The organism is Parabacteroides faecis, assembly GCF_014647375.1.
GTDB classification, from domain to species: domain Bacteria; phylum Bacteroidota; class Bacteroidia; order Bacteroidales; family Tannerellaceae; genus Parabacteroides; species Parabacteroides faecis.
Genome location: NZ_BMPB01000009.1, coordinates 216,173 through 232,680, shown reverse-complemented (window position 1 = coordinate 232,680; position 16,508 = coordinate 216,173). Strand labels below are relative to the sequence as shown.

10 protein-coding genes and 2 tRNA genes are annotated in these 16,508 nt (G+C 42.2%); 5 read left to right on the top strand and 7 right to left on the bottom strand.

Going from position 1 to position 16,508, the window contains the following annotated elements; genetic code table 11:
• The first annotated feature begins 14 nt into the window (after positions 1-14).
• Positions 15-2,345, top strand: coding sequence for a fibrobacter succinogenes major paralogous domain-containing protein (locus IEY67_RS14940; RefSeq protein WP_183672139.1), 2,331 nt, complete (start codon positions 15-17; stop codon positions 2,343-2,345).
• 19 nt (positions 2,346-2,364) lie between these two features.
• Complete coding sequence (locus IEY67_RS14935) at positions 2,365-4,005, top strand: hypothetical protein (protein WP_183672138.1); 1,641 nt, start codon at positions 2,365-2,367, stop codon at positions 4,003-4,005.
• A 103-nt stretch (positions 4,006-4,108) separates the two neighbouring features.
• Here IEY67_RS14935 and IEY67_RS14930 read toward each other — a convergent pair whose 3' ends face one another.
• The gene (locus IEY67_RS14930; protein ID WP_183672137.1) at positions 4,109-4,669 is read right to left on the bottom strand and encodes a hypothetical protein; all 561 of its coding nucleotides are present in this window, start codon (positions 4,667-4,669) and stop codon (positions 4,109-4,111) included.
• A gap of 193 nt (positions 4,670-4,862) precedes the next feature.
• On the opposite strand from IEY67_RS14930, the gene IEY67_RS14925 reads away from it, so the two are divergent.
• Both IEY67_RS14925 and IEY67_RS14920 read left to right on the top strand, forming a co-directional pair.
• The gene (locus tag IEY67_RS14925) at positions 4,863-7,355 is read left to right on the top strand and encodes a TonB-dependent receptor (RefSeq protein ID WP_183672187.1); all 2,493 of its coding nucleotides are present in this window, start codon (positions 4,863-4,865) and stop codon (positions 7,353-7,355) included.
• Between the two features lie 117 nt (positions 7,356-7,472).
• On the top strand, positions 7,473-9,920 hold the full coding sequence (locus IEY67_RS14920) for an ABC transporter permease (RefSeq protein ID WP_183672136.1): 2,448 nt from the start codon (positions 7,473-7,475) through the stop codon (positions 9,918-9,920).
• A 111-nt stretch (positions 9,921-10,031) separates the two neighbouring features.
• On the opposite strand, the gene IEY67_RS14915 is transcribed toward IEY67_RS14920, so the two are convergent.
• Positions 10,032-10,104: transfer RNA gene (locus IEY67_RS14915), tRNA-Phe, on the bottom strand.
• 186 nt (positions 10,105-10,290) lie between these two features.
• Here IEY67_RS14915 and IEY67_RS14910 point away from each other — a divergent pair.
• A tRNA-Pro gene (locus tag IEY67_RS14910) sits at positions 10,291-10,364 on the top strand.
• Between the two features lie 45 nt (positions 10,365-10,409).
• On the opposite strand, the gene IEY67_RS14905 is transcribed toward IEY67_RS14910, so the two are convergent.
• From IEY67_RS14905 to IEY67_RS14885, 5 genes are all read right to left on the bottom strand, one after another.
• Entirely contained in the window at positions 10,410-11,321 is a 912-nt protein-coding gene (locus IEY67_RS14905) for a GNAT family N-acetyltransferase (protein ID WP_183672186.1), read from the bottom strand.
• Positions 11,322-11,833: 512 nt separating this feature from the next.
• Entirely contained in the window at positions 11,834-13,459 is a 1,626-nt protein-coding gene (locus IEY67_RS14900; RefSeq protein WP_183672135.1) for an RluA family pseudouridine synthase, read from the bottom strand.
• A complete protein-coding gene (locus tag IEY67_RS14895) occupies positions 13,456-14,130 on the bottom strand; it encodes a DUF4476 domain-containing protein (RefSeq protein ID WP_183672134.1) in 675 nt (224 codons plus the stop codon). Before IEY67_RS14895 ends, IEY67_RS14900 begins: the two co-directional genes overlap by 4 nt.
• A 93-nt stretch (positions 14,131-14,223) precedes the next feature.
• Positions 14,224-15,048, bottom strand: coding sequence for an SDR family NAD(P)-dependent oxidoreductase (locus IEY67_RS14890; protein WP_122353785.1), 825 nt, complete (start codon positions 15,046-15,048; stop codon positions 14,224-14,226).
• Positions 15,049-15,428: 380 nt separating this feature from the next.
• Positions 15,429-16,352 (bottom strand): helix-turn-helix domain-containing protein, encoded by a 924-nt coding sequence (locus IEY67_RS14885; RefSeq protein WP_122353857.1) that lies wholly within the window; start codon positions 16,350-16,352, stop codon positions 15,429-15,431.
• Positions 16,353-16,508: the final 156 nt, after the last annotated feature.

Sequence of the window (16,508 nt, the reverse complement as noted above, 5' to 3'; positions counted from 1 at the left end):
ATACACGATGTAATATGGAACGATATAGTAAATGGCTGACATTAATGAGTGCAACTCTCTTTTTCCTCTTGCTCCATGCAACAGCTTGCGTGGATGAGCAGGAGATCGGAAAAGTACATGGAGGATTGGTCTTTATGGAAATGACCGTTCCCGGATTGGAGATACCGACCGTAACGCGTTCCATGGAAGGGAATAAGGGCGAAGCCGTGGTGAAGACAATCGATTTACTGATCTTCGACAAGTCGGCGCCTGCCAGATTGATCCAACATCTTGAAGTGAAAAATTTCTCTCAGAATGAGTCGGGGGATGACTACAAGATCGAGTTTAAACTGGATCTGTTGAAAGATGAAAATGTCGGCTCCGTTGTACTCGTTGCCAATGCAGCCAGGGAAGTGAAAGCAGCGTTACCGGATAATCCGGTCGATACGGAAAAACAGGATTTTCTGGAGGAGCTGGTATTTAAAACATCTGCCGGTAAAGACGGCTCTTATAAATGGAATGTGTCGGAGCCGGGATACACTCCGATACCGATGTACGGGGAAACTTCCGTAAGTGGCATTACTCCGGGAATGAGTATTACCGGTGTTGAGCTGATCCGTATGTTGGCACGTATCGATGTGGAGAATAAGGTGAGCAGCGATGTTTTCAATCTACAGGAAATCTATCTGGTCAATTATCATACGGCAGGGTTTATCGCTCCGGCATGGAATGAATCGGACGGAGTTTTATTAAAAGAGTCGGATGAGAAATATCCCTATTCAAGAAACCTGGATCCCCGGATCCCGGGTGCAGCCGGTAAGCCGGACGCAACACAGGATGCAGCCATGAAATATACCTATATGCAGGAAGCCGGTTCTGCCGGACCGCTTCTGGCAGGCGAAATATATGCTTATGAAGAACCCAAAGCAGGCTCTGTAGCAGGCGTCTGTTTGATATTGAAAGGGATTTATCAGGGAACGGAATACTATTACCGTGTCAATTTTACTTCTGATAAGACAGATCCGGGAAGTGGTTCCGGCGTTAAGACAGGCGATGATGTCCCTTTATATCGTAATCATAAATATATCGTAACTGTTACGGCAGCTGAAGGGATCGGTTATACGACTTTCGATCAGGCTCTCAAATCCGCATCTGTCCTGTCCAACCTGAAAACCTCGATCCTGATCGTGGATATGACGGGGATAAAGAATATCGTTTACGACGGACAGTATTTTATGGGAACGGAAGGTAAGATGGTCGATATACCGTGGAGTATCGATAAATTATTGAATCACCGGGTTAGCTCCGATTATTACGGCGACTGGAAAGCGGAAGTAATAGATTCTATGACTACCGGCTGGCTGAAGTTTGCGAATGGCTATGCAAGTGAAAAGGGAACGGACATAAATTCGGGTTTTAAGCTTGATCTGAAGGAAGTAGACTCTCCCTGGGATGGAAACGATTATGTAAGTGGAAAGATCGTATTTACTGCCGGACGTCTTCGGGATACGATGATCGTCCGGAGAGTAGCGATGGCCGATATGTTTGCCCGCAGTAATATTGTCCTCAGTTCCGGTAAGCTGACATTTGCCGTTACCGAAGAAGATAACAATACGATCCCGGCAAATTCGCAGGGTGTGTTCTGTAAATGGGGATCATTGTTCATGTTCGCTCCGGCAGGTATTCCGTACGATCCGGTAAAGCATATTGTTTATTATCCGCCGGAAACTTCGGTAGGAAATTTGGGGGGCGGTCTTATTGGATGGGATCAGGTTCCTTATGCTCACGATAACTTCGGTTTCGACACACCTCCTCTTACTGGAGATAATATGGATGCTTTCAGGGAATATGAAGATGAGGTAGGTTTTAACGCGAGCGAAGGTATCGGTGATATCTGCCGCTATATCTCATCCAAAGAGGGTTGGGTGGAAGGTAAATGGCGTTTGCCTACCTATCAGGATTTGGATCTGCTTTATGATGAAACGCCGACAAAACCTCAGTTGCCAGCCGGTGGCGATTTTGCGAATGTAACAGCCGACTACAATTTGCATGCCGATAGTCACAGGGATGGAAAGTCCCTTCTGAACAGCGGACTGCAATTGGGTGCCAGGGCGTCGGGTTCCATAGTTCCGGACAGGGATAAAAAGACACCTCCTTCGGGAACGGTGTATCTTCCCGTGTCAGGACATCGTTATCCGAATGGAGATGGAGATGTTGTCCATATCGGAGCATACGGTTATTATTGGTCTTCAACTCCATACGATGGTATTACTGTCAATTATCCTTTACTCTATCGTAAAGGTCTGGAGTTTTATGATGCCGACCGTTCGTATGCTTTTCCGATCCGTTGTATCAGAGATTATTAACCATTACAAATAATGTACAATGAAAAAGAATATTTACCTTATACTGATAATACTTCTGTCGATGATGTCTGCTTCCGGAACGGCTCAAACACGAATAGGAGGTTTCCCTTTTTTCCGTTCTTTTCTGGATGGAATAATGGATGAGGTTGAAAGGCCCGGACCGAATAATCCAACGGCAAAACCGGGAGTAGACAGGAGTAATAAAGCGGATCTTGTCAAGAACCTCGGTTTGCAGCTTACTACCCTTAAAAGTGAAGTAGGAGCATTCTATCTACCTGGCTATCCTTTTACGACCAATGATGGTTTAAAGATTGAGTTTGAATATATGATGTACACGACTCCGGGTTCAACCGGAGGTATAACCGATGGTATTACTATGTTTCTGATGGATGCCGATAGAACAGGTGAACTGGAATATGGGGCGGAAGGAGCCGGTTTTGGTTACACTTACAGGTGGACCAATAAAACGTTGGAAGGGAATAATATAGAGGGACAACGAATCAAAGGAATTCTCGGTGGATATCTGGCGATTGCTTTGGATCAGAACAATTTTAAAACGGTACGTATGGAAGGGCATGAACAACGGAATGGCGTTTTTTATGATGATGATCCGCGTAAGACCCCAAGCACTAAACCGGACAAGTATAATACATATAGCAATGTGACAATCCGGGGGGCAGCGGGGCCTGATTTTAGGGAAGTCGTTTCCCGCCATCCTAGCGGTTCGTTAAGATATCAGTTGTATGAAGGTGATTGGGGATATCCTGTGTTGGCAACAAGGCATACGGGAGGAAGTCGTAGCTCTGAAGATTTGTGGAATCAGGCTGGTTTTATTCTGGCTACGGATACCGGAGGATATCTACAAGGTGGTTTCCAGGCAGGAAATATAATACCTCCTATAGCACAGGGGTTTGACATAGCCGGAGGAGGTACATTTACCGATCCGGATGAACCGGAATACCGGAAAGCGATTATAAAACTGGAAACAAATCCCGATTCTTCTGTCGGTGGTTTTAAAATTACGGTTGCTATACAACACGGAAATGAGTCGACGACTGTGATCGAGAATTTTACTTTCCCTAAAAAACTTACTTATATTGAAAATGGTTTGCCGGGAGCTATCAATAATGATTTTCCACTTATAGCTACTGTCCCTCCGCGGATCACGTATGAGGTTGAGACGCCAGATCAATTAGTCATTGGTTTTATGGCTGCAACCGGTACGGAAACAAACTATACGAATGTTATTAAGAATCTTCGTATCACTCCTTTGTTCGGAGCAAATACGGCGAACGATGATATAACGGGCCATCGACGCGGACCGGTGACTATAAGACCTTTGGATAATGATTTGGGATATATCGATAGCGGTAGCGGAGTGATAGGTGATAAAGAGTATCTGGATCCTTCCAGTTTCAGGTTCTGGACGGACGAATATACTTGTTTGGGAGACCGGAAATTTGAACATACCGTCAACGGTGAGGGCCGGTGGGTATATGATGAAACAACGGCGGAAGCATTGTTCTTCCCGGAAAAAGGTTATGTGGGCGAAGCTTCTATCATGTACGATATCAAAGGGAAGGAATCTCCTTATGATGGAGAAAAATTCCGTTCGTCCCTGGCGATTATATCGGTGACGTTAGCTAATGAATATCCTTGAGAAACACATATTGAAGTTTCATAATATCAACCTGTGGCACATTAAAAAGGGACGAACTGAACTGTCCCTTGCCATTTTTATTTACATTTAGTGTACTCTTATTCTATTTCTTATTGATACTGTAAGTCATGATATCCGTCCCGTTGACTTTTTTCACAATTTCTTTTGTATTCCTAAGTATTAATGTATGACTCCATTGTTTGCTGTATGAAATAAATTCTCCATCTGGTGTTTGTTTGTAGATGACATACATATGCCAACCGCTGTCCGACGGAAGGGAGATAATCACTTTTTTCCCGGATTTCAATTCTTTTTCTATAGTTAGAAAAAGACTATCTATCGGAAAGTTTGCATCCCGAGGTAAATCAAATTTACGGGAAAAAGTAACGCCGTATAATTCTTTATTATCAAAGTTACGGAAAGTACCGTCGATTTTGTTTTTCCATTCATTTTGTAAGTCGTAAAAATTAAAATCTACAACTTTACAATACTTTAGTACCATTTCGACAGCTGACGGAATGCAAGATGTTTGAAATATTTGATTATGATTATTTACAACAGAATCAAAAAAATCATAATTATCAATTTTCTGCGTTTGAGCCTTCGAATGAAAATTTACAGATGTAAATATTATTATAACTATACTAAAGAGGATCTTTTTCATAACATAAGTAAGTTGATATGATGCAAAGATAATCTAAATCTTCAAAACCAGGACATAAGTGAGGATTTGTTTAAAAAAACCATCGAAAGATGGCAAATATTTACTTATTTTATCATTTTTCTGAATAAACCATTTCTTTTTATTTTAGTCAAACAGAACAATTGACAAAATGGGAAAAAGATTGATTTAGACAATAATGAAAAAAAAGGTAAGTTTTTTGCTGGCCGGTATGCTTGTGTGCATGACACCGGCGATGAATGGAGCAACGATAGACGGAGGAATTAAAGGTACTGTAATGGATGGGGAACTGGGCGGACCGTTGGAGTTCGTAACTGTTCAGGTGAAGGCAAAAGGTTCGGATAAAATTCTGCAAGGTTCTGTTACAGGAAGTGATGGAAATTATAGCATTGGCGGATTGAAGAAAGGGGAATATGTCGTTACCTTTTCTTATATCGGCTATGGAGAAGTCTCCAAAACTATTTCAATCGGTACCAATAGCCAGGTACTCAATTTGGGAGAACTGACACTGGAAGAAGATGCTAACCAGTTAAATGAAGTGGAGATTGTGGCCAAAAGGCCTCAGATGCGTTTTGAGATCGACCGGAAGGTGTTCGATGCGACGCAGGATATTGCTTCCGAAGGTGGTTCTGTCAGTGATCTTTTATCCAATATTCCTTCCGTGGAAGTTGATAATGAAGGATCTGTTTCATTGCGGGGAAATTCCAGCGTAACGATCTGGATCAATGGCAAAGCCTCAGGATTGACCTCAGATAACCAGGCGGATATTCTGGAAATGATGCCTGCCGGAGATATCAAACAGGTAGAAGTAATAACGAACCCTTCTGCCAAATACAGCCCCGAAGGAACGGCGGGTATTATCAATATCATTTTAAAAGATGACCGCAAACCAGGCTATTACGGAAGTGTAAAGGCGGGAGCCGATACGGATGGAGGTTATCAGGCAAGTGGCAATATCAATTATAGCAGTAGCAAGGTAGATGCTTATGCAAACCTGAACTACCGGAACCGTGAATTTAAAGGGGGTGGCATTACCAGCCGGGAGAATACGACAGATCACAGCTTCCTGGACCAGACGAACGATTCCAAGCGGCAGCATAATAACTGGTTTGGTCGCTTCGGTGCTACCTGGCATATGACCAAAAACGATGACTTGTCGCTTAATGTGACGGGTATGACCGGAGGAGGCGATAATAGTGAAACGATCCATTATATTTCTACCGACAGCCAAAGGAATACACTTTATACCAGCGACCGCACAACGAATGGCGACTCGGATATGAAGATGTATAACCTGGAATTGAATTATGTCCATAAGTTCTCGGACAAAAGTAATATCGACCTGACAGTCAGTAACAATCAATGGAAACGCGACGGAATGGACATTTTTCAGCAATCGACTAAATATACTGATCCTTCCCAGTCTGCAGATCCTATCTATCAGACCCAGGAGAATGACATAAAAGATAAAACCTGGGAAGTACAGGCAGATTACAGCAATAAGATATCCGATATGTCACGCATTGAAGCCGGTTATAAAGGAACTTTCCAACGTAATGCCAGTCCGGTAGATACCTATACCGGAACGACTGCCGAAAATATCCAGCAGGATCAGACATTATACAACCGTTTCTTGTATAATCAGGATGTACATGCTCTTTATATGACGTATGGTGGCAAATGGGAAAACCTTAGTTATCAGGCCGGTCTGCGTGGAGAATACTGGCGTGTGGATACCCGTTCGCTGGATTTTGACCAGGAGTTTAACGGCAAACCTTCCGAGAGCTTCGAAAAGGATTATTTTAAGCTGTTCCCAAGTGCTTTCATTTCTTATTCTTTACCTAAAAATAATGAATTACAAGTAAATTATACGCGTCGTTTGCGTCGTCCCTGGGGAGGACAGTTGAATTCGTTCCGGAATATATCCGATGCTTCCAATATCTCTTTCGGTAATCCGGAACTGACACCGGAATATTCCCACTCTTTTGAATTGAATTATATCAAGTCGTGGGAATCCGGACACACGTTATCACTCTCCGGTTACTATCGTTCGACAGATGATGTAATCCAGCGTATCCGTTTCCTGAATACAGAAGATAATGTGATGTATACGACCAGTGAGAACGTAGCAAAATCGCAGGCAAGCGGTCTGGAGATCGTCGGTAAAGACAAATTGTTTAAGATACTCGATCTGACGACAACGATCAATCTCTATTATTCCAAATTGGATGGTTTTACTTATCTTCCGACAGGTGCATCGACGCCGGTTACCGGAGAAACGGACGAGAGTTTTGCCTGGGATGTTCGTATGATCGCTAATTTGAGTTTGCCGTGGGGAGTGTCTTTGCAGGGGACAGGCAACTACAATTCCAAACGTCTGATGGCGCAAGGATATCGTAAACCGAATTACTCGGTTGATCTCGGCTTGCGTAAGTCGTTCCTGAACGATAAACTGACATTGAGTGTTAATGCCCGTGACCTTTTGGATTCTCGTAAATTTCGTACGATTACCTCCGGTGACGGTTTCTGGCAAGACTCTGAAAACTGGCGTGGCGGCAGACGTGTCGGCTTTACCCTGACTTACAACTTCGGTAATATGAACAAGAAGAAAGATAAGAGCAAGAGCAGGGATAGAAGCGACGATTCAGAAATGTTTGAGATGGAATAATTGCAGTTCACCAATAGAAAGTGACCGTTTGTCAAAAAAAATAGTATAAGAATGTAGAGAGGAATAGCTTTGTTCTGTATTTCTGAATCAGGGGTTTAAAATTAAAATAACTCAAATATGCAAAGCACATTCAAAAATTTACTTTACGTTCTGAAGCGTTATAAATTAGCAACGGTCACTAACCTTTTAGGACTTAGTTTTGCTTTTCTGTTATTCATCGTGATATGCATACATGTCAGTCATGAATATAGTTTTGATGCCTCCCTGACAAACCGGGAAAAGATATTTCAGTTGGAAAATATGCGTAATGACGGGATATGGGAGGCTAATTTCTCACGTCCTCAACTTGAACGTTTTATTGCAGCTTCTCCTTATATAGAAGCTGCTGCCGTTACAAACAATCTTGTTTGTTCCTCTATTCGTTTTGGTGTATCAGCCGGTAAAGGACCTGATGCTCTGAGTTATATGGAACAAGTGGAACGAATCACTCAGGAATATACAAAAGTTTTTGGTTTTGAGTTAATAGCCGGAAGTTCGGACTGCTTGAAGCGTCCGGAGGGAATGCTGGTCTCGGAAAGTATGGCAAGAAAACTTTTTGGCGAAGAGAATCCGATCGGTAAACCGGTTTATTTCTCTGAATTTGCTGGGGCGGAAGGTTCAATCATTTATGGGCTAAGTTTTGAACCTGCATATATAGTGGGTGGCGTTTTCCGTGATTTTCCTGAAAATACCCGTGTGAAGAATGCCTTGTATATTCCGATAATGGAAAAGGAAATGATGGAGGACTGGAATACAGGTCTTTATTATTGTTGTCTGTTGATGTCATCACCGGAATCAGCGTCTGTTACTACTGAAAAGTATATGGCTGACAGCAGGGATTTTCTGAAGGATTTTGCGATTGACGATATTCGTCTCCGGCCTTTGTCCGATCTTTATTTTGGTCAGCAGGTTCGTGCAGATGCGGCTCCTGTCGGCAATAAGTTGAGAACGAATATGTTATTCTTTATTGCCATCCTGATCATCGGTATTGCGTTGGTCAATTATATAAACCTGTCGATAGCATTGGCTCCGATCCGCACCAAATCGATTACGATTCAGAAAGTGCTGGGCAGTTCGGATGCTACACTCCGGAAATATCTGGTTTTGGAATCTTTAGGTGTTTCTATTCTTGCTTTTTTCTTTGCACTGCTTTTGGTATTCCTTTTGAATAATGTTCAGTGGATTATAGGCATGCTGGGACATCCGTTGGATTTGTATTCCAATTGGAAGATTCTTGTATGGACATTCCTTCTTGCTGTAGGAAGTGGTATACTGGCTGGCATGTATCCGGCTTTTTATATAACCTCTTTCCCTCCGGTTATGGCACTGAACAAGTCTTTTACCCTGAGTGACCGGGCGAAGATTACACGAAAGTTACTGATCGGGTTCCAGTTTGTCATTTCGATTACGTTGGTTGTGGGTGTTTTGTTCGTTTTCCTGCAGAACAAATATATAGGAAATGTGGATCTGGGATTTAATAAGGAGAATGTGTTGGAAGTGAGGCTCAGTATGGGGGCGGCTTTGAAAAAAAGTGAATTATTCAAATCACGTCTTTTGGAGAGTCCTGATATCAGTAATGTTTCTTTTAGCGAGTTTAAATTTGTATCGGATGAATCCCGCTCTTTTATCGGATATAATTACAGAGGACAACATTACTATATGAGTTGGCTGGGTGTATCGACTGATTTTCCGGAGTTAATGGATATTAAAATGATTGCCGGCAGGAATTTCCGTCCGTCGGATGAGGCTCCTGATAATACACAGGCGGTTTGTATCCTGAGTGAAACAGCTGCGAGGGAGATAGCATCGCGTTTTACAACCGAAGAACTGGGTGACATATCGGAAATGGTAGGGACGAGTATTATGGATAATGATGTTCCGGTACGGATTGTCGGTATTTTTGAAGATGTACATTATGAATCCCTGTATAAAGAGTTACGTCCGATGGGGCTCTGGACTTCGGCTAAAGATCATTATCGCCGTTCGGTACCGGAAAGATATTCCTATGTTAAGATTGCGGGAGGAAATCCCCGGCCGGCAATTGAACATATCCGGAAAGTCACGGATGAATTGATTCCGGGCTATCCGGTCGATATCCATTTTTTTGATACAGCGTTGGATGAACTTTACAGTAAAAGCCAACGGCAAGGAACTCTGGTGACTATCCTTTGTTTTTTGGCTGTCTTTTTATCTTTGGTAGGAGTATTCGGATTGGTAATTTTTGAATTACAGGGACGGGAAAAGGAAATTGCCGTGCGGAAAGTACTGGGTTCGACAGTCCGGCAGATTCTTTGGATGCTGAACTCGTCTTTTCTCCGGATTGCAATTGTTTGTTTTGTTATTTCGATCCCGGTCGCTTATTATGGAGTGAATGTGTGGTTGCAAAGCTTTGCATATAAGACACCGGTTTATTTATGGGTGTTCTTGGTGGCTTTAGTAATCATTGTGGTGTTGACAGCGTTGACGGTTACTTTCCAGAGTTATCGGGCGGCAATGGCAAATCCTGCTTCTAAATTAGGGCATTGATCCTGCATGCAGATGTATTATAGATAAAGTTCCCGGTTTTATTTTTCTTGTAGTATTTACTCTTTTACATAAAAAAAGCAGCCATCTTTTAGATAACTGCTTGATTTTCAGTGGTACCACCAGGAATCGAACCGGGGACACAAGGATTTTCAGTCCTTTGCTCTACCAACTGAGCTATGGTACCGTTTGTTTTGTTTAACGGGTGCAAAGGTAGGGAAAATATGATACACTCCAAATGTTTCTTGAAAAAAATGTCGAAAAAAATGCATTTAAAGAATTTGAAGGGATGAAAGTAACTTTTTTTGAAAAAAAACGGCAAAAGTATTTGTGGGTTCAAAAATAGTTGTACCTTTGCAGCCGTAATCAAAAACGGGATGTAGCACAGTTGGCTAGCGCGCCACGTTCGGGACGTGGAGGTCGGAAGTTCGAGTCTTCTCATCCCGACTACAGAAGAGGTAAATCAGAAATGATCTACCTCTTTTTTTATTCTTATAAATCGTGGATAAAGAACTTACGCATTTTGAAATTAGTCATTTCGGTGTCCTTTATTTTGACTGATTGTTCTTCTTCAACGATGAATCCGTGCTTCTCAAAGAAGGGACGCGCAGTGAGACTGACTTCTGCAAAAAGAGATGGGAGATGGTTCCGATGTGCGAAATCTTCTGCATGGTCCAGTAAGATCGTAGCGATCCCTTGTCCCTGAAATTGGGGTAAAAGGAACATACTGTGCAAATATCCCTGCTGGTTGAATGACGTAAATCCTGTGATCCGGAAAGATTCGGTTTCTTCTGCAATGATGAATTGAAGATCACTGCTGAATAACTCCTGCCAGCGTTCGGGTGATGCGCGGTTTATCCAGGCATCTATTTGTTCGGGCGAATAGTTTTTGCGGCAGGAGGTTCTGACACTTTCTTCGAATACACATCGGAGTTCCGGGAGCTCTTTAATCTCAGCCTTTCTTAACCGGACAGGCTTTAATTGCATATGCAGGATCGGATAAGGTTTGCCTTGCCCGTCCGTGGCATCCCGGGCGATCACTTCAAATCCTCTGTTTCGGTAAAAACGTAGAGCCTGCTCGTTCTGTTCGTTTACATCTACTTTACGGATATTCTTTTTATGTATGGCGTATTCTATCAGTTTCTTTCCATACCCTTTGCCTTGTTGTGCCGGGTGAACGAAAAGCATTTCGATCAAATCGTCACTTAACCCCATAAAAGCAACGATTTGTTGGGTTTGTCCGTCTCTTATGAGATGGAGTTCTACAGCCTGGAAGTATTCGTTACGTATTAAAGGTTTGTAATACTGTATATCATCCTCCGTAAGGAAATGATGTGTGCTCCTAACAGAAGCCTCCCATAGCAGGAGTAATTCGTCGTAATCTTTTGCGGAAGCCATATTCATATTATGTTGATAGTTTTTTGAGCAATTACTGCATAAACCTGTATGGACGGAAATAATACCTCCACATTCCGGACAAGTCCAATATTCTTTCTGTTTTTCTAAAAAGTAATCCATTCCTTTTTCTCTGATCATCTTTAAATTGTTCATGGGCGATTCAGAAAGAGGATATTGATTCATATACCGGTATTCTCTTTCATGTAAGTGTTCGCAAGGATATTGTGGACATTTGTCACAATAATCACCTTGTAGACTCCCCCTGAATTCACAATTGATTATTTTGCAGCAGATGGAACAAAACTCAGGTTTATATTCATTACTGCCGTTACATCCGGGGCACGGATTTTCTCTTTTCAAAGATTCATTGCACAAATTGCAATCCAGACCGCAAGGGGCAATCATATTTGCTTTGAACATAATTTTTTCGTAAAAGTACGAAATTAATCCACAGAACGGAAGTCCGATTTTAGTCAATAGAGAGCATATCGGTAATGTGTTGAATGGCTGCTTACCGACTAAAAATCAGCTTTCTTTTCAATCCGGATGATTTCTCCGGAGACTGGATGCCGGAATTCCAGAAATTCTGCATGCAAGTAGAGGCGCTCGGCTCCTTTCCCATATAATTCATCACCGATAATAGGGGTGTTGAGACCTTGCGGATGAGAGGCATGCACGCGCAATTGATGTGTCCGGCCGGTAAGAGGATAAAAAGCAATGCGTGTTTGATTATTACTACGGGAAAGAACCTGATATCTTGTCATTGCCGGTTTTCCGTATTTTTCGTTTACGATCTGGCGGGGACGGTCTGACGGATCGAGACAAAGCGGCAAATCTATAATGCCCTTGTCAGCAGTGATCACTCCGTCCAGCAGTGCCGTATAACGTTTCTTTACTGTCCGGTTTTTGAATTGTGCCTGCAGGTTCTGGTGTACTTCTTTCGTTTTTGCAATCAATAAGATTCCGGAAGTAGCCATATCCAACCTGTGTACGATCAAGGGGCCGGTAGCATCGGGATACTGTGTCTTTAATCGTTGATAAACTGAATCGGCATCGGTTTTACCGGGAACGGATAACATTCCTGCCGGTTTATTGATAGCCAGCAGCCAGTCGTCTTCAAACAATATTTCAAGTTCCGTATGGCGGTGTAAGTCTGTCAGTAACGGGTTATCCTCCACATTCAGTCCCTGTAGCATATGTTTCAATATCGGTTCACATTTCCCTTTGCAGGCAGGATAGAAATATCCGTGATGGCGTATTTCCATCTTCGGTGAATTTCCCCACCAAAATTCAGCCATTGCAACAGGTTTCAGTTGGTGCAGGTAGGCATATTGCAAAAGCTTGGGAGCAGCACATTCTCCGGCTCCGGCTGGAGGAACTTTCTGTGCCGTATCTTTAAAGATATCGCATAGGTCTCTTATTTCACCTTTACCATTGACTATCCTGAACTGTTCGAAAAGTTGTTGCTGCAAAGCAGCCGAACGGGTTTTACGTTCTGTTTTCAGCCGTTCGATTTCAGATTCAAATTTCTTTACCTCAGCCTGTATGGCAGCGGTACGATCATTCCACTGTTGTTTCAACCGTTTTAATTCTGCTTTCTGGAACTGGCTTTCACGTATCATGGCTGATAGTTCGTTTTCGTCCGGATTGCCGAGCCGCTTTTCTTCACGTCTTAGCTGAGCTTCCTTAAATTCTTCTTTTACCGTGTCTATTGTTTTTGCCGCCAGGGCAACGGTGTCCGCCAGTTTCTGTCTGGTGGCTAGGTAATTTTCGTCAGCCTGAAGCCGTTTGATGCAGGCATTTATAGCGGATATACGGTCTTCCTCGATACTGAAAAAGCCTTGTGGTTGTTGCAGGTCATAAATGGGAGGAACGAAATAATCATGCAGGTTTTTTCCGGCCAGGATACCGGAAAAGGCGGCGAGATAACCAATCTCACCCGTTGGTGTTCGTACGATCAGGACTCCGAACATTTTTCCCTGTTGCAGGTCGTTTTTCCACTCTTCTTTACTTTGCAGGTATTGCTGCACTTCTTCCGCAGCCATCACACATAAAGGATGAGGCGTGTAATGGAACGGATAAGTGAACTTTTCCGGCAGACGGATATGGGCGGCAGGAGAAGAGATACGATGGAACTTACTCATTTTCTTGCCCGGCGTAGTATTTTTTCAGCTTTCTCTTCGCTGGAGATGAAACTTAACGATTTGATAATGTCTTCATAGTTTTCGGAATCGACAATGCGTGGAGCTACTATTTCCAGTACTTCCAGTTTATCGTCGTCGAACGTATAGATAGACATAAGGCGTATGCACTGTTTACAGGTGAAATATTTATTGCTAACCCCCATTTCAAGAAGCTCCAGTTGATCGTCTTTAAACGGTTTCTGTTTTACTTTGTTGTATAGCTGTTGAAATTCCCCGTCGCTTACTGCTCTGGAAGGTTTCCCGTGTCCATTTGGATGAGGAGGTGTCGGCTTTCCGTAATCGATATCGCCCGGAGGATAGACCGCAACGGGAGGATTGGGGTGGCTGTCTCCGTTGAAGGAGTTCATGTTACTGACTCTTTCATGAATGAAATCGACGATTATGATCGTTGTTTCTGCTGTTAGCGGATTGACTTTTTTGTATTCCCACTCTTCATACTGTTCATCGAACCGGCGAAAATCAGGATCACCCAACAAGCTGACAATTTCTTTTTTTGTCATCCCTTTCTCTATTTTCATGACAGCACTTTTGCCGGTCATATAGCTACCGCAACTACAAAGGACAACTGAGCAAATGACCAGTGACAGTGCTATGAATATTTTTGTTTTCATGATCTTGAATCTTTATATACGTGAACGTTGTTTATTTGTGAAAAACAAATATATAAAGGATTCTCAGATTATGACTTATCTTTAAGAACAAACTTATCGGATTTTTGTCATGCCCCCGTCGATCGTGATGTTCTCCCCATTGATGAAGTCGTTTTCTTCCTGGCAGAGAGTCAGGCATATACGGGCAATATCTTCCGGCTTTCCAACTCTGCCGGAAGGCTGTTGGGCATGATCTTCCGGACGAAGTTGTTCGTAGTCGTGTGTTTGTATCCAACCCGGTGCGATGGAATTGACTGTGATATGCCATGGGGCCAATGACAAGGCGAGTGTGTGGGTTAGCGAACGAACGCCTCCTTTGGATGCTGCATATCCTTCACTGCCCGGTTCGTTCATCGGATTACGGGCGGATGATATGTTGATCACCCTGCCGTAAAGATTGGGAGTATCCAATGATTGGCGGTGGATGGCTAGCAGCCGCGATGTGATAAACACCGGTCGCAGGCTTACGGATAAGATTTGGTCAAAATCTTCCACACTTGTTTCCGTGATCGGGGAAAAGTCGCTGATACCTGCATTATTGATAATAATATCCAGATCTCCCCACTCGTCAAAGAGATGTTGCATGCAACTTTCAAGAGCCTCTTTGTCGCTGATGTCAACAGGATAAAAGGTCGTACCTGTTTTTTCAGCAGTCTCTCTTCCTGAAATCTCATTCCGGTCGCAGAAAGCGACCCGGTTGCCTGCCATACGGAATGCCTTGACGATGGCTTTACCGATCCCGTCGGCTCCTTCGGTTACGAAAACTCTTCGCATTTTATGAATAGGACTTGTTTTCTTTTTGCCATAGCTGCTTTTTGCCGAAGAAGTTTTTTTAGCCTGAAATTCTTCATATTTTTTTTCAAGATAGTTGTCTGCCATGATGTTATAATATTTATCCGATAAAATAGTTTTTGGGGTTGTCGTGATTGTCTTTTCAAAGGTACGGATAAATTTCTATTCTACATTGAAAAAGAGCTAACCGGCTTCGGAACCGGATCGGACACCTTCTATTAAAAATCTCAAATAGAAGAAAATGGAACAGTTATAAGGAAATATTCGTTGTTATGCCGGAAAGTTTATCCTTTATCTTTGCTGCAATGATAAGTACTAATATAGAATATGCCGTTATTGAGTATAAATCATTAAGCATTTATTATTCATAATTAAACTGTAGGGGTGTTTGGAAAGGGATTTTAGAACAGTCCGGCTTTTATTTTTAAGAGGTCGCACATTAACCAGGCGGCCTCTTTCTTCCTTACTTAATAGACTCCGATATTTTCCGGTATATCCCGGTATTTGGTCGGAGATACACCTAAATGTTTCTTTACATATTTTCCAAAGAAAGATAAGTTGGAGAAATTGAAATCATCCGCAATTTCTTTGATCGATTTATCGGAGTGTTTCAATTGGTATTTTATTTGTTCTATGGCTGAGTCGTTTATCCATTCCAGGGCGGTCCGTCCGCTGACCTGCTTGACGACAAAGGAAACGTATTTGGGTGAATAACAGAGACGGTCGGCATAATAGGAAACCGACCGGTGGAATCCGTTGTCTTTCGATACTTCCATAATGAAACATTTGAAAACATAAGAAGCCCTTTTTATGCCCGTTTCCGGCTCCTCTTCATTATCCAGTTCGGTGTCTGAATACTTGTAGATAGCAGCCATCATATCACAGAATATGGCTGAAAATAAATAATGTAACACATCTTTCTTATAATGAATAGATGGATCGTTTATTTTCTTTATGATAAGGTCTTCATATAATTTAATGGGAGATTTATCTTTTTCTTCAATATGCCGCAGGGGATTTTTATGAATATGAGATAATATGTTATTGGAAATTTCTTCTCTTTTTACGACACGCTGTAAAAAGTTGGTGGAAAATCCCATAATTCTGAGTTTATGGCTGCGACTGAATTTTGTCTGGCTCAGTATCGTAGTCGGCAAGCAGATTATGATGTCGTCTTTTTTTAGTAAATAGGTCTTATTGTTCATGTCTAGCTGAATAGATCCTTCCACACAAGAAATAATCAGGAAGAAATTCAATCTGATGGTAATATTATTATAAGAAATGTCTTCCAGATTGCGGGCAGCCACAACATCCTTGTCTACATAATCTATCATGTGACTAAAGTCCTTGAAATCCTCAACGTCTATCGTTGTTATTACGTTATTATCCATACTGTTTGCTTTTATCGGTGTAAAGATGAGCATTAAAAGAGTAACCGGAATATTCTATTTCTCATCTTTTTTATTCCAAAAGTCTACTGATTGGTATTTAGGCTATTAAAAAAGTGTAATAAAGAAAATGGGACAGTATTCGGGAATTTTGTGTTA